The following is a 13,067-nucleotide window of genomic DNA, read 5'->3' as shown; positions in this document are numbered from 1 at the left end:
GCGGACTATGTCTGCATTGAAAGGGCTGACCCAGCGTTGGGACCAGCAATGCCTGGCGCAGCTTTTCGAGTTGCTGCCGGATCTGCCAGGTGCTTTCACTGCCAGCATCCATGACAGCAATCTCAACGGCCGGGTATTCGGCGGCCAATTGCTCGCTCAGGCCCTGGCCGCAGCCCAGCAGCTACACCCGCAACTGATGCCGGCCACGCTGCACTGCTTGTTCCTGCAAGGGGCACAAACCGATCTGCCGCTGCACTTCAGGGTCACCCAGCTGCAGCACGGTAAGCGGTTCTGTAACCTGCTGGTCAGCGCTCAGCAGGGTGATCGCAGAGTGCTTGAGGCACAGGTCACACTGCAGACGCCGATCAGCGGCTTTTTCCATATGACCCCCGCGAGCGATATACCAGGCCCCGAGCACCTGCTCGCTCTGGACCAGCTCGAGGATGGCAGCTGGGCGAGCTTTGCCCGGCCCTTCGTGGAGTTGCGGATCGTCGACCCGCAGCGATACCTGCGCCACTGCCCGGCGCAACCTGCCATTGCCTATTGGTTGAAACTGCGTACGCGCCTGCCGTGCTCGCCTGCTGTGCACAATCAGGCGCTGGCCTATTTGAGCGATTACTGGATCAATTCAGCCGCCATCAGCTACCACTTGCCGGTCGAGCATGCTCGAGCGCGGCTGTTCGTCTCCAGCATGAATCACAGTGTGTGGTACCACCGGCCTGTGGTGGCAGACGATTGGCTGCTGTTTGTTGGCAAGAGTCACAGTTTGCAGAACGGTCGCGGCCTGACCCAAGCGCGGGTGTATGACCGGGCGCGTAACCTGGTGGCATCTGTCGCGCAGGATTGTCTTGTGGGCGAGCGGGACACACCTGCGGCGGGGTGAAGCGCTTACCTCCAGAAGGAGAGAGGTAAGCGAGGGAGGCTGCCGACTACAGCGGGGAATCCTCTACCAGCTGCAGTGGCAACGGATGATGTTCCTGCAAAAAGCCGAGGATAGCTGCGTTGAAGTGGTCGTTCTTGTCGCCAGCGACCATATGACCGGCACCCTCGATGTCGACGAATGCCAGATGCGGCAGTAAAGCGCGCAGCTCTTCGACCCCTTCCGGGCTGACCACATCGCTCTGGCGGCCGCGCACCAGCAACGTAGGTATTTTGACCCCAGGAGCGGCGCTGCTCATCGCCTGGCTGATGCGCTCGACTTTGTCCCGGTAATCACCCGAGATAAAGCGCGGGTCCCAATGCCAATACCAACGGCCGTCGTCGCGCTGGCGCAGGTTTTTCGCAAGCCCACTCAGGTCGCCGGGGGCAGGGCGGTTGGGGTTGTAGGCACCGACGGCGTCAGCTGCGCTTTGCAGCGAGCTGAAACCTTCGGGATGCTGGGTCATGAAGCCGAGGATGTGTTCGATTCCCTCAGGCTCCAGGCGCGGCGTGACGTCTACCAGCACCAGTGCCTGGGCGAGGTCTGGGTAGCGCCCGCACGCGACCAACGAGTGAGTGCCCCCCATGGAGGCGCCGACCAAGGCCGGGCGACCGCCGACGGCCTTGATCACCGCCAGCAGGTCGGCAACCTGGGCTTCCAGGCCGTAGTCACCGTCGGCTGGCCAGTCGGATTTGCCGTGACCGCGCGCATCGAGCGAGATCACCCGGTAGCCTTTGGCCGCCAGTGCCTGGTGCGCGCGTGCCCAGGCATGGCGGGTTTGCCCACCACCGTGAAGGAGGATTACCGCAGGTGCGTCGTGTGCGCCGGAAAGATCCGCCGCAAGACGGTTGCCATCGGCACCCATGAACCAGGTCTGCACAGTCATCGAGTTCACCTGCTTAGCGTTTGACGAGTTTGAATCCGGCTTTTTCACGGTCCCAGGTAGCGGCGGTCACACCTTCATCGCGCAGCTGGAACTTGTAGACCCGCCCCAGCGGGCTCTTGGGCAAGCTGCTGCGGAACTCGATATAACGCGGAACCGCATAGTAGGGCATTTGCTCGGCCGACCAGTGGCACAGATCGATCTCAGCCAGCGCTGTGTCCGCCTTCAGGGTAATGGTTACTTTCAGCTCGTCCTCGCCCAAGTCGGACAGCACCGCATGCGCTGCCACCTCGTCCACGGCGGGGTGCTGGAGAAACGCACTCTCGACCTCGAAGCTGGAAATGTTCTCACCACGGCGGCGCAGGTAGTCTTTCTTTCTGTCGAGGAAATAGAAATAGTCATCGTCATCGAACATACCGATGTCGCCGGTATGGAACCACATGTTGCGCATGACTTTAAGGGTGTCTTCCGGGCGCTTCCAGTAGCCTTCGAACATCACGTGGGGCTTGCGCGGGCGAACGATGATTTCGCCGGCGGTGTTGGGCGCCAGCTCGTTATCATGGTCGTCGACAATGCGCACGTCGAAGTACTCGGTGTTGCGTTTACCGGAACTGTTCGGGCGCATTGGCGTGCCGAATGGCAGGATAGTTGGCAAGGAGCATTCGCTCAGGCCAAAGCCGCCACAAATCGTGTGGGTCACGCCGAAACGCTCCTTCCAGCGCTCCTGCACCGCGACTGGGAACGGCGCGCCCCAGACTGCCTTGACCTGGCCATAACTGGCTTTCATTGCGTCGTTGTCCGGTGCGCCGGCGAGCATCGGCATCATCGAGGCCAGCAGCTGTACGTCGTTGGCGCCGGTACGTTGAATCTCCGGCCAGAAATTGGAAACCGAAAAACGCGTATAGAGCGCCACCTGGGCACCGACCATCATGTTCGACAAGATCGCGGTGGCCACGGCGTTGAAGTGGAACAGCGGTAGCGGCGACCAGGTAATGGTGTCTTCCTGGCGATTGGTAATGACCAGCATTTGCCGCGCCAGGCTGCAGGCATAGTTGTGGCTGATCATGCAGCCCTTGGAGGGGCCGGTGGTGCCGCCGGTATAAATCAACATCGCCAGGTCACCAGGCTGGACCTCGACTTGCGGCTCACTGGCGTCCTCGCTGAGGAGGCTGGCCCAGGGCAGCAGTTGCTGGTTGAACACCAGGTCAGGCACAGCGCCGCGGTAAACCAGGGTTTGCAGGTTGGGTAGCTTGCCAGCGATGCTTGCCACACGCTCGGCGTAATCGCTTTCGGCAATCACCAGTACCGAATCGGCGTCGGCCACCTGGTGACGGAGGAACTCACCTTTGAGGGCAGTGTTCACCGGCACGCTGACGGCCCCGAGCTTGTTGATGGCGAACCAGATGCACACTGCGTCGGCCGAGTTGTCGAGAATAGTGACCACGGTCTGGCCTTTCTTCACGCCCAAGGCAGTCAAGCCATTAGCGAGGCGGCTAGCCGTTCGGTTGAGGTCTGCATAACTGTAGCTCTCACCCAAAAAGTCTAGAAACTTGCGATCAGCATACCGTTCAGTGGCGCGCTGCAGCACCGCGTTGATGGTATCGACCTGATCTGTGCTCCAGCCGGATTCGCGTGTTGGCATCTTGTTTGAACCTCGATGTTGTTATTGTTGTGCCGTTGCTCGTGCCTGAGCCAAGCGGCAGACCCGCGATAATGCTTGCAGTCGTTTGCGCTGATGGCGATCGCTCGCCAGGGCTAAAACTGACTGTTTGACATTTATTGGAGTCTGACGCAGTCTGCATGGGGGGTCAATACTCTCTCTTGACTCTCGCTAGGAGTTCCTTGAACTCGCCTCAAACCTGATAACAAGTAGAAGAGGATAGCCATGGCGTCGGCTTTGGAACGAACTGCGATTATTTCCGGCATTGGACAATCAGCGGTAGGGCGCCGGTTAGGTCGTTCAGGCTTGGACCTTACCCTTGAAGCCGTGCTGGCGGCATTAGCAGACGCAGGCCTGGACCGCAGCGAGATAGACGGCGTGGCCAGTTGGCCGGGCTACCGGGCCGACATGCCGGCGTTCTCACCGGTGTCCATCGGCCAATTGAAAGAAACCCTGGGGCTTGAACTCAACTGGTATTGCGCAGGCAACGAAGCAACCCAGATGAGCGCGCTGATCAATGCCTGCATGGCAGTTGCCTCTGGTCAGGCACGGCACGTTGTGTGTTTTCGCACCGTCACTGAATCCACTGCCCTGACCCAGGGGGTGCGCTCCAGCACGGTAGGTGGTACCCAGCGGGTATCGGGCTTCGCCGAGTTCCTGGTGCCGTTCCAGGCCACATCCGCGGCCAACTGGGTGGCCCTGGCGGCCAGCCGCTACTTCCACGAATTTGGCACCCGCCGTGAGCAACTGGCAGCGGTAGCGCTCAATGCTCGGCGCAATGCGATGCTCAACCCAAAGGCGGTTTATCGCGACCCGTTAAGCCTGGACCAGTACATGGAGGCGCGCATGATTTCAACGCCACTGTGCCTGTTTGATTGCGATGTGCCGGTCGACGGTTGCACGGCGGTGATTATCTCGCACCGCGATACCGCACCCGACCTGCGCAGCAAGCCGGTGTTCATCGAGTCGATCTGCGGCCCGTTCAGCGGCCGTGATGCCTGGGACCAGATGGACGACCTGACGCGGTACACCGCCGAGGCGTGCGGCAAACGCCTGTGGGCGCGGACCGACTACACCCCGGCCGACGTAGACCTGGCAGAGCTTTACGACGGCTTCAGCTTCCTCTCATTGCTCTGGCTTGAGGGCCTCGGTTTCTGTGGCCGAGGTGAAGCAGCGAGCTTCGTCGAAGGTGGGCAGCGCATCGCGCTCGACGGCGAACTGCCCCTGGCCACCCATGGCGGCCAGTTGTCTGCCGGGCGGCTGCATGGCCTGGGGCATGTCCATGAGGCTGTAGTGCAGCTGCGAGGGGAGGGCGAAGCGCGCCAGGTCCCGGGCAGCCCAAGACTGGCGGTGGCGAGCAACGGCGGTGGCCCGCTGGCCGGCGCGGTGCTGCTTTCCCGCGAGTAACGCCCAGGTCACTAGACGGCCTTGCTGCCCACACACCTGGCCCACCGGCTGAGCCGGCCGCCATTAACCTGAAGGAGGTGCCATGTACGACGTGATGACTGGAATAAGGGTAATCGAGGTAGCCGAGCACACTTTTGTACCCGCTGCAGGCATGGTCCTGGCCGACTGGGGCGCCGATGTTATCAAGGTTGAACGCGCGCAAGGCGGCGACGCCGCCCGGCACATGAAGCTGCCGGGCGCAGATGGTGAGATCAATCCGTTTTTCGAGGCGGCCAACCGCGGCAAGCGCAGTATTGCCCTGGACCTGACCCAGGCAGCCGGGCGCGAGCAACTGTACCGTTTGATCGCCGGCGCTGACGTATTCATGACTAACCTGCGTGCGGACGCCCGGCGCAAGCTTGGGATCGAAACGGGTGACCTGTTCGGCCTCAACCCGCGGCTGATCTACGCCCGGGGAACGGGCTATGGGACGCAGGGGCAGCTGGCCGATGACGGCGGCTTCGATTACCCCTCAGCCTGGTGCCGTGCCGGTGCAGCCAATGCCCAGACCCTTCCGGGGGAGGCGCCACCGCGTCAACCTGGCTCGATTGGTGACCTCACCGGAGGCGTCACCCTGGCCGGTGCGGTGGCTGCCGCTCTACTGCGGCGCGAGCGCACCGGGCAGGGCGCGGTGGTAGACAATGCGCTGTACATGGTTGGTACCTACCTGATGTCGCAGTCGTTGCTGGCAACCAGCATTGGCGCGCCAACATTTACCGCCCAGGCGCAAACCGACAGCGATTTCGCCCTCGCCAATAATTACCGTACCCGGGATGGGCGCTGGCTCAGCCTGTGCGTGCTGATGGACAAGTGGTGGCCAGACTTCGTCGCCCATATCGAATGCCCCCACTTGCTAGAGGACCCGCGTTTCGCAGACAGCCGGGCCAGGCATACCCATGCGCGGGCGCTCATTGCGGTCCTCAATGAGGTATTTGCCCGCCGAGATTATGCCGACTGGTGCTCGCGTTTGGCGACACTCGAAGGGGTGTGGGCACCCGTGCAGAACCCAGCGGAGGTATTGGCCGATGGGCAAGCGCTGGAAAACGGCTTCATCAGTTCAGTCGCAGGCCGCTACATGACGGGCGTGTCCCCCGCGCAGTTCGATGAAAGACCGGTCGGTGATCTGCGGGTCGGGCCTGGTTTCGGCCAACATACCGACGAAGTACTGCGTGAGATTGGCATTAGCGAGCACGAGCTGGCGGCCTTACGTGAAACTGGAGTAACCCGCTAGCGGGCACAGGCCCGGCGCGCTGGGGCGTGGCAATCGCCAGCTAGGCCCTCGGCGCGTTCGCTACGTAGCCTGCCAGGAAGAACCGCACCAACTCGCGCAGGTAAGGCTCGACCTTGTGGGGCGCAAGCTCTAGGCCAATCATCCGCTCATGGGGTCGCCCAGTCAGCGTTGCAAAGATGATGGCAGCGTCCGGTATGGACGGCATGCGGACGACTCCGCGGTCATTGAGCCCTTGGAAATAGGCAGTCACGGGACCCATGAAACCGCTTCTGATCTGTTCGCGAAACGCCAGGATCAGCGCGGGAAACCGAAGGCTTGTGCGCGCCCCGAGGCGGGACATGGAGACCACCTTGGCCGTGCCCATCTTTTCGTATAACAGCTTGGCCAGGTCAAACAGTGCGTCTTCGACCGGCCGTGCCGGGTCGAGGCAGCGAAGGTCCAGCTCGAACTCTTTAGCAAGATAGTTCAAGGTCGCTTCAAACAAGGCTTCCTTGCTTGGATAGCGGCGATAAAGTGCAGGCTTGGTGGTATTGCCTGCTAGTGCGATGCGTTCGATGTTGGCATCGGTGTAACCGTACTCGAGGAATTCCGACGATGCGGCCTCGAGCAGGGAAGCGTCGAGCTCCCTGCGGGGTCGCCCCCTGGGTTTTACAGACATGAAGGCGTTCTCTGGAAATGCTCCATTGTGTCCGACATTCTGACTGCGGAATATCCCTCTGTGCATCGGGTTACCAGACAGCGCCGCAGTCGCTGCCTGGGATAACGCCCGGTCGCCATAATTGCGCCCGGGGGGCTGGGTCAGGGTGCGTGATAGAGGTCCCAGGCGCCGGTGTTCGGCGAACGCGTCCAGCCGCTGGAGGCAATCGCACCGCCATCCACCGGCAGCGTCAGGCCGGTGATGTAGGTTGCCAAGTTAGACACCAGGAAGATCACCACCCCAGCCAATTCATCTGTTGAGCCGACACGACCCATCGGGATGTACCGGTCGCGAGCAGCGCGCCCATCCTCTCCGGCAGCTTCGAAGTAGGGTGCCAGCCCAGGGGTGAGGATCATGTCTGGGGCTAATACGTGCACCCGAATGTCATGCTCCGCTAACTCAAGCGCCATGGAGCGGGTGAAACTGATCATGCCCGCCTTGCATGCTGCATACACGGCGAAGCCAGGTGCCGCGCGCAGGCCTTCGCTACTGGCAATGTTGACGATCGTGCCACCGTGGCCGAATGCGATCATCGCCCTGGCTGCCGCCTGGGTGGCCGTCAAGGTGCTGATCAAGTTGAAGTCGATGTGCTTGCGCCAGCTCTTCTCAGTCTGCTGCAGGAAAGGCGTACGTCGTACACCGCCAGCGTTGTTGATCAGGATGTCGAGGCGGCCGAAGTGACTCGCCGCTTGTTCTACCGCGGTGTGGATCTGCTCCGTCTGGTTGACGTCCGTGTGCAGGAACAGCGCGTGGCCGCCTTGCTCACGGATTTCTGCGGCCAGCCGTTCGCCGCTCTCGGCGTCGATGTCGGCAATTGCCAGCCGCGCGCCGAAGTTGGCAAGGTTGCGGGCAACCCCCGCACCGATGCCTCCTGCGCCGCCGGTGATAAACGCAACCTTGCCGTCCAGGCGAATATCGTTGGGTGTCATGCTGGTGTGCTCCGATTCAGACGCGCAGTTCAACGCGGCCGTTATTAATGACAATGACATCGCGCTCTACCGCCCGCACGCGGAATGCCACGGTGGTGCCATCGACCCAGATTTCGCTGCGAAAGGTTTCCCCGGGGTAGGCCGGCGCAGTGAAACGCCCAAAGATCGAAGCGATACGGTTGCCGTCGAAGCCGCAGACCGCCTGCATGATCGCGCGGCCGGCAACGCCCCAGGTGGCCAAGCCGTGCAGAATGGGCCGTTCAAACCCTGCTTTGCGGGCAATGTCTGGGTCCGCGTGGAGGGGGTTCCAGTCGCCATTGAGCCGGTAGAGCAGCGCCATGTTCGCCGGCGTGCTGAGGTCTACGCAGTAGTCAGCCGGACGCTCAGGCACCCCCGGCGGCGGAGCGATGCTTTGCTGCGGGCCGCCGAAGCCGCCATCCCCGCGAGCGAGCATGGTCTGGGTGATAGTGCACAGGGGCTCGCCAGTGGCGCGCTCGAGAATGCGTCGCTCGTAGGTGATCAAGGCGCCTTTGTCAGCGCCTTTGTCGATGATCTGCACCACGCGGGACTTACCGATTACTTGGGCTTCGGCTGGCAGCTGCTTGTGCAAGGTCAAGCCTTGTTCGGCATGGACGATGCGTACCCAGTCCAACCCGGTGTTCAGGGTTCTTGGCCAATAGCCGGGATGGGCCAGTACGACGCCCATGGTCGGTACCGCTTGCAGACCCTCCTCGTAAACCAGCGGCAGTTGCCGGGCGTCTATCGGATCGCTGGCATAACCCAGGCTCAGCGCATACAGGATGCTGTCTTTGTGGGTGTAGCTTTGCTGGGTATCGGGAATCTGTAGATCCAGGAGTTTTTCGTAGTCAATGGCCATGTGGGGGTTCCTATAGGCGCGCTGAGTGCGTAGCGAGCAGTGCTCGCAGGGTGCTGATCAGGGTCAAAGGCTGGTCGAACATTAAATGGTGGTGTCCCGCCGCAATAGCGATTGGGCCGCGGGCATTGGGCAGGGCGTTGACCACGCGCTCGGCGCGGGCCCGGCTGACTACCACGCTGCGCTCCCCATAGAGGTAGTCGACCGGGCATTTCACGCGCGCCAGCATCTGCCGGCCATCCGTTTCGCGGGCGCCACCGGCGGGCAAGTCGGGATCAAACTTCCAGCGCCAGCCAAGTTCTGTGTGGCGCAGCGAATGGCCAGCCACATGCGCCACCAGTGCGGGGATCGCATGCGGCTGCGCGGGTATCAGGCGAAACCGTGCAGCACCGCTGGCAAGGTCTGGATATACATGGCCACCGCGAACCTTGAACGGTTCTGCCGGTAACTGTTCGTCGTCGAACAGCACGTAGCTGTCGACGATGACCAGGCGTTGGAACAGATCCGGCCGTTCACCACAGGCGCGTAGCAGGCGCGAGCCGCCATAACTATGGCCCACCGCGATCACTGGTGCGGGGCTGATGTGCGCCGCGATTGCAGCGATATCCAGGGCCAGGGTAGTGCCGGCGTACTCGCTGCGGTGGGCGCTGTCGCCCATGCCGGACAGGTCCATGGCCACCACCCGGTAGTGCTCGGTAAACCAGGGCGCGATGAAGTCCCACCAGTGCGCATGCCCACGAAAGCCGTGTACGAACAGCAATGTCGGTTTATCACTGGCGTCAAAGCCCCAAGAAAGAAAATGCAGGCGCGAGCCGTTAGCCTCTATCCAGTGCGAACGCCCGGGTTGAGCCAAAGCCCAGTCGAGCCAATCGGGCCGATCAGCCGCAAGGGTGCAGGTGCTGGAGGCAGTCTCATTCATGTGCTGGCCTAGTTCGTCAGAAAACTCATAGCTACACATCTCTCACTTTGCAGCCCAACTTGCGTCGTCGCTGCTCATGGCGTAGCTTGTTGGTTAGCTGATACTATGTCAGTTATCTAGAGCGCGTCCAGAACAATGCGGCCATTTGCGGGCCACTAGCGGAGTAGGGCAATGGAGCAGTTTCCTCGCGGCCGAGTGGCCATAGTTGGTGCAGCTACTTTTGGCATGGGCGAATCCCCAGGTCTGCGCCCCTTGGACCTGGCGGCGCATGCAGCGGTGCTGGCCCTCAAGGACGCTAATCTCAAGTTGGCAGATGTCGATGCACTGTTCGTCTGCACGCCGGATGACGCGTTATCGGGCCTGAGCGCCGCGGAATACCTAGGCATCACCCCACGCTTTACTGAGAACAACCGCACCGGCGGTTCGGCATTTCATTCACACGTTATCACCGCCAGCCTGATGCTCGAGGCCGGTTACTGCGACACGGCACTGATCATGTACGGCAGTAATCAGCGCACCGCTTCGGGTGGCTTGGTATCCATGCGCCTGCCGTCACCCTATGAATTGCCTTACAAGCCCCTGACGCCGTTGTCGTCCTATGCGTTGGCGGCCTCACGGCATATGCACGAGTACGGCACCACCCGCGAGCACCTGGCGCATGTGGCAGTGGCCGCGCGCCAATGGGCCCAACTGAACCCCGACGCGTTCATGCGCGATGAGCTAACGATCGAGGACTGTCTACAGGCGCGCATGGTCTCCGACCCGCTGAGCGTACGCGACTGTTGCCTGGTGACTGACGGCGCAGCGGCAATTGTGTTGACCCGGGCCGACCGTGCCCGTGACTTACACGCCCAACCCATTCACGTGCTCGGGGCTGCGGCAGCGACCTGGTACTCAGGCGTCGATCAGTCTGGCGACCTGACGGTGACCGCCGCGCGGGAGTCGGGCCAGCGCGCTTACGCGATTGCAGGTGTTGGCCCCGCGGATATCGATGTGGTGCAGCTCTACGACGCCTTCACGATCAATACCATCCTGTTTCTCGAAGACCTCGGTTTTTGCCCCAAAGGCGAAGGCGGGCGCTTCGTGGCGCAGGGCAGCATCGCCCCAGGCGGCGCCCTGCCGGTCAATACCAACGGCGGCGGCCTGTCGTGCTGCCATCCCGGTATGTACGGGTTGTTCACACTGGTGGAGTCATGCCTGCAGCTACGTGGCCAAGCGGGGGATCGGCAAGTCTCGGGCGCTCGCTTGGCATTGGCGCACGCCAATGGCGGCACACTATCCAGCCAGGCGACGATGATCCTCGGGACGGCCGATTGCCTCTGAACTGACAACACTACAAGGCCGTCGGCCTGACAATGGAGCCTATATGAACAACCTGCCAGACACACGCCATGTGCGTGTCGAGATTCGCGACCGGGTGGCCACCGTCACCCTCGATCGCCCCCCGGTCAACGCCTTGGACTCAATAGCCGTTCGCGAACTCACAGCCACCTTCAATGCCCTGGCGCGTTCGACCGAGGCCAGCGTGATTGTATTTACCGCGCCCGGCGAGAAGATTTTCTGCGCGGGCATCGACCTAGCCGACTCAGCACGCCGCCACGCGCGGCAACTGGCAGACGGCGACAGCAGCATTGACTTGCTTGACCCAGGCGCCGTGGTGCGTGAGTGCTTCTGGGCCATACTCGAATGCCCGCTACCGGTGATCGCTGCCGTCAACGGTAAGGCGATTGGCGCAGGCCTGGTGCTGGTCGCTAGTTGCGACTTGATTGTCTGCGCAGAGGGCGCGAGTTTCTCCGTGCCGGAAATCAAAGCCGGCGTATTGGGAGGCGCGCGCCACTTGCAGCGCTTGGTCGGCCCTTTCAAGACGCGAAAAATGTTCTTTACCGGCGAAGCGGTGTCGGCGCAGGAGTTCTATCGCCTGGGTGCTGTTGAAGCGGTGGTGCCGGCAGCCCAGTTGATGGACACGGCGCTCGACCTTGCACGGCAGATCGCCCGCAACAGCCCCATTGGCTTGCGCCTGGCCAAGGAATCCCTGAGCCGGGTAGAAGACCTGCCATTGAAAGAGGGCTACCGCATCGAGCAGGATTACACCGGCCGGGTTACGCGATACAACGACTCCCAAGAGGCTCGCAATGCCTACCTGGAGAAGCGTGAACCGGATTGGTCATGGTCCTGAGGTTATCGACCCAGCCATCACTCATTAAAAGGTGCAGACAATAATAATGAATATATTCCAGGTAGAGTGGGCCGAGCCAGACATCAACCGAGTTCTGGCCAAGGTTGCTGATTGCCGCTTGCCCCCCGCGCCTGCGGGCGCGGGCTGGTCCCTCGGCTGCGACGCCGACTTTCTCGCCCGCCTGCAGCAGCATTGGCTGCATAGCTTCGACTGGCAGGCCTGTCTGACGGTGCTCAACCGCTACCCGCAGTTCCAGGTAGACATCGCTGGCCAGCAGGTGCATTTCGTCCATGTAAAAGGCGAAGCCGAGGGGCGTCGACCGCTACTGCTTACCCATGGCTGGCCAGGGTCGCATTACGAATTCTGGGACTGCATCGAGCCGCTTGCCTACCCATCGCGCCATGGCGGTGATGCCGCCGATGCCTACGACTTGGTAATCCCCAGCCTGCCTGGCTTTGGCTTCAGTGGGAAACCTGCCGGTATCACCACTCAACGCCACACCGCTGCACTGTGGAACACGTTAATGACCGATGTACTGGGCTACTCCCGCTACCGCGCCCAAGGCGGCGACTGGGGGGCCATCGTCACGTCCTGGCTTGGCTTGGATCATGCGGCTAACGTGGAGGCTATCCACCTGAACATGCTCGGCTTCCGTTCCCTGGTGCCGCCCCGCACCGATGCTGAAAAGCACTGGCAAGGCCAACTCGACAGTGCCCAGCGCGGTTATAGCGCCTATGCCGCACTCCAGATGAGCAAACCCCAGTCCATCGCCTGGGCCGCCGCCGATAACCCAATGGGCCAGGCGGCGTGGATCCTGGAGCGGTTCCATGACTGGGCCGACCTGCGCGGGCGACCGCTTGAAGAGGTGTTCAGCCTCGACAGCTTGCTTACCAACATTCTTATCTACGTCATGACCGGTAGTTTCACCAGTGCTGCCTGGTTCTACCCTGGGGTGGTCCAGGACGGCTATACGCTGCTGCCGGAGGGCACCCGTTGCGAAGTGCCTACGCACTTCCTCGAATGCACTGGCGATGCCCTGGCACCCGCGCCCCCCCCGAGCCGCGTGGAGCTGGTCTACAACGTGTCAGGCTGGAGCCGGCTGGAGCAGGGCGGGCATTTTGCTGCAATGGAAAACCCTCGGCGATTCGTCGAAGACTTGCAAAGCTGGGGCCGAAGCTGAGGCCGACAATCACCATGCGGGGCGACCGGTCGTCGCCGCGCTAATTGACGTACAGCGTCCACCGACTTACAACTGACTACCAGTCATTTATATGGGCAACAGCTGTCGTCGATCAGGGACAGGCAGCCGGTGTTGCATCGGCTGCAACCTATG

General features: G+C 61.9%; 12 protein-coding genes. 6 read left to right on the top strand and 6 right to left on the bottom strand.

Going from position 1 to position 13,067, the window contains the following annotated elements; translation table 11 throughout:
• Nucleotides 1-7 precede the first annotated feature (7 nt).
• Nucleotides 8-883, top strand: coding sequence for an acyl-CoA thioesterase (locus G7009_RS21330; protein ID WP_181132078.1), 876 nt, complete (start codon nucleotides 8-10; stop codon nucleotides 881-883).
• Between the two features lie 46 nt (nucleotides 884-929).
• Here G7009_RS21330 and G7009_RS21325 read toward each other — a convergent pair whose 3' ends face one another.
• Together G7009_RS21325 and G7009_RS21320 are read right to left on the bottom strand one after the other, a co-directional pair.
• Complete coding sequence (locus G7009_RS21325) at nucleotides 930-1,805, bottom strand: alpha/beta fold hydrolase (RefSeq protein ID WP_181132077.1); 876 nt, start codon at nucleotides 1,803-1,805, stop codon at nucleotides 930-932.
• A gap of 13 nt (nucleotides 1,806-1,818) precedes the next feature.
• The gene (locus G7009_RS21320) at nucleotides 1,819-3,444 is read right to left on the bottom strand and encodes an AMP-binding protein (protein ID WP_181132076.1); all 1,626 of its coding nucleotides are present in this window, start codon (nucleotides 3,442-3,444) and stop codon (nucleotides 1,819-1,821) included.
• A gap of 243 nt (nucleotides 3,445-3,687) precedes the next feature.
• On the opposite strand from G7009_RS21320, the gene G7009_RS21315 reads away from it, so the two are divergent.
• Nucleotides 3,688-4,869 (top strand): thiolase family protein, encoded by a 1,182-nt coding sequence (locus G7009_RS21315; RefSeq protein ID WP_181132075.1) that lies wholly within the window; start codon nucleotides 3,688-3,690, stop codon nucleotides 4,867-4,869.
• Nucleotides 4,870-4,951: 82 nt separating this feature from the next.
• Nucleotides 4,952-6,139, top strand: coding sequence for a CaiB/BaiF CoA transferase family protein (locus G7009_RS21310; RefSeq protein WP_181132074.1), 1,188 nt, complete (start codon nucleotides 4,952-4,954; stop codon nucleotides 6,137-6,139).
• 40 nt (nucleotides 6,140-6,179) lie between these two features.
• Here the strand turns inward: G7009_RS21310 and G7009_RS21305 are convergent, their stop codons facing one another.
• The 4 genes from G7009_RS21305 to G7009_RS21290 all read right to left on the bottom strand — a co-directional run bounded on the left by G7009_RS21305 (nucleotide 6,180) and on the right by G7009_RS21290 (nucleotide 9,558).
• Nucleotides 6,180-6,797, bottom strand: coding sequence for a TetR/AcrR family transcriptional regulator (locus G7009_RS21305; protein ID WP_181132073.1), 618 nt, complete (start codon nucleotides 6,795-6,797; stop codon nucleotides 6,180-6,182).
• A gap of 140 nt (nucleotides 6,798-6,937) precedes the next feature.
• A complete protein-coding gene (locus G7009_RS21300; RefSeq protein WP_181132072.1) occupies nucleotides 6,938-7,765 on the bottom strand; it encodes an SDR family NAD(P)-dependent oxidoreductase in 828 nt (275 codons plus the stop codon).
• A 16-nt stretch (nucleotides 7,766-7,781) separates the two neighbouring features.
• On the bottom strand, nucleotides 7,782-8,642 hold the full coding sequence (locus G7009_RS21295; protein WP_181132071.1) for a MaoC/PaaZ C-terminal domain-containing protein: 861 nt from the start codon (nucleotides 8,640-8,642) through the stop codon (nucleotides 7,782-7,784).
• A gap of 10 nt (nucleotides 8,643-8,652) precedes the next feature.
• Nucleotides 8,653-9,558, bottom strand: a complete 906-nt coding sequence (locus tag G7009_RS21290; protein ID WP_181132070.1) for an alpha/beta fold hydrolase — start codon at nucleotides 9,556-9,558, stop codon at nucleotides 8,653-8,655.
• Nucleotides 9,559-9,729: 171 nt separating this feature from the next.
• On the opposite strand from G7009_RS21290, the gene G7009_RS21285 reads away from it, so the two are divergent.
• The 3 genes from G7009_RS21285 to G7009_RS21275 are packed head-to-tail and all read left to right on the top strand — an operon-like array spanning nucleotide 9,730 to nucleotide 12,914.
• Nucleotides 9,730-10,881 carry a thiolase gene (locus tag G7009_RS21285; RefSeq protein ID WP_181132069.1) on the top strand — a complete coding sequence of 384 codons (1,152 nt, stop codon included), beginning with the start codon at nucleotides 9,730-9,732 and terminating at the stop codon, nucleotides 10,879-10,881.
• Nucleotides 10,882-10,924: 43 nt separating this feature from the next.
• Nucleotides 10,925-11,734, top strand: coding sequence for an enoyl-CoA hydratase-related protein (locus G7009_RS21280; RefSeq protein WP_181132068.1), 810 nt, complete (start codon nucleotides 10,925-10,927; stop codon nucleotides 11,732-11,734).
• Between the two features lie 46 nt (nucleotides 11,735-11,780).
• Nucleotides 11,781-12,914 (top strand): epoxide hydrolase family protein, encoded by a 1,134-nt coding sequence (locus G7009_RS21275; protein WP_181132067.1) that lies wholly within the window; start codon nucleotides 11,781-11,783, stop codon nucleotides 12,912-12,914.
• Nucleotides 12,915-13,067 lie beyond the last annotated feature (153 nt).

This window comes from Pseudomonas capeferrum, assembly GCF_013523055.1.
Taxonomy (GTDB): domain Bacteria; phylum Pseudomonadota; class Gammaproteobacteria; order Pseudomonadales; family Pseudomonadaceae; genus Aquipseudomonas; species Aquipseudomonas capeferrum_A.
This window is presented reverse-complemented; position numbering and strand designations above follow the sequence as displayed.

Coding starts and splice junctions, on each gene's coding strand:
- G7009_RS21300 (WP_181132072.1), bottom strand. CDS start 7,765: ATGACACCCAACGATATTCGCCTGGACGGCAAGGTTGCGTTTATCACC.
- G7009_RS21290 (WP_181132070.1), bottom strand. CDS start 9,558: ATGAATGAGACTGCCTCCAGCACCTGCACCCTTGCGGCTGATCGGCCC.
- G7009_RS21305 (WP_181132073.1), bottom strand. CDS start 6,797: ATGTCTGTAAAACCCAGGGGGCGACCCCGCAGGGAGCTCGACGCTTCC.
- G7009_RS21285 (WP_181132069.1), top strand. CDS start 9,730: ATGGAGCAGTTTCCTCGCGGCCGAGTGGCCATAGTTGGTGCAGCTACT.
- G7009_RS21310 (WP_181132074.1), top strand. CDS start 4,952: ATGTACGACGTGATGACTGGAATAAGGGTAATCGAGGTAGCCGAGCAC.
- G7009_RS21320 (WP_181132076.1), bottom strand. CDS start 3,444: ATGCCAACACGCGAATCCGGCTGGAGCACAGATCAGGTCGATACCATC.
- G7009_RS21325 (WP_181132077.1), bottom strand. CDS start 1,805: ATGACTGTGCAGACCTGGTTCATGGGTGCCGATGGCAACCGTCTTGCG.
- G7009_RS21330 (WP_181132078.1), top strand. CDS start 8: ATGTCTGCATTGAAAGGGCTGACCCAGCGTTGGGACCAGCAATGCCTG.
- G7009_RS21280 (WP_181132068.1), top strand. CDS start 10,925: ATGAACAACCTGCCAGACACACGCCATGTGCGTGTCGAGATTCGCGAC.
- G7009_RS21295 (WP_181132071.1), bottom strand. CDS start 8,642: ATGGCCATTGACTACGAAAAACTCCTGGATCTACAGATTCCCGATACC.
- G7009_RS21275 (WP_181132067.1), top strand. CDS start 11,781: ATGAATATATTCCAGGTAGAGTGGGCCGAGCCAGACATCAACCGAGTT.
- G7009_RS21315 (WP_181132075.1), top strand. CDS start 3,688: ATGGCGTCGGCTTTGGAACGAACTGCGATTATTTCCGGCATTGGACAA.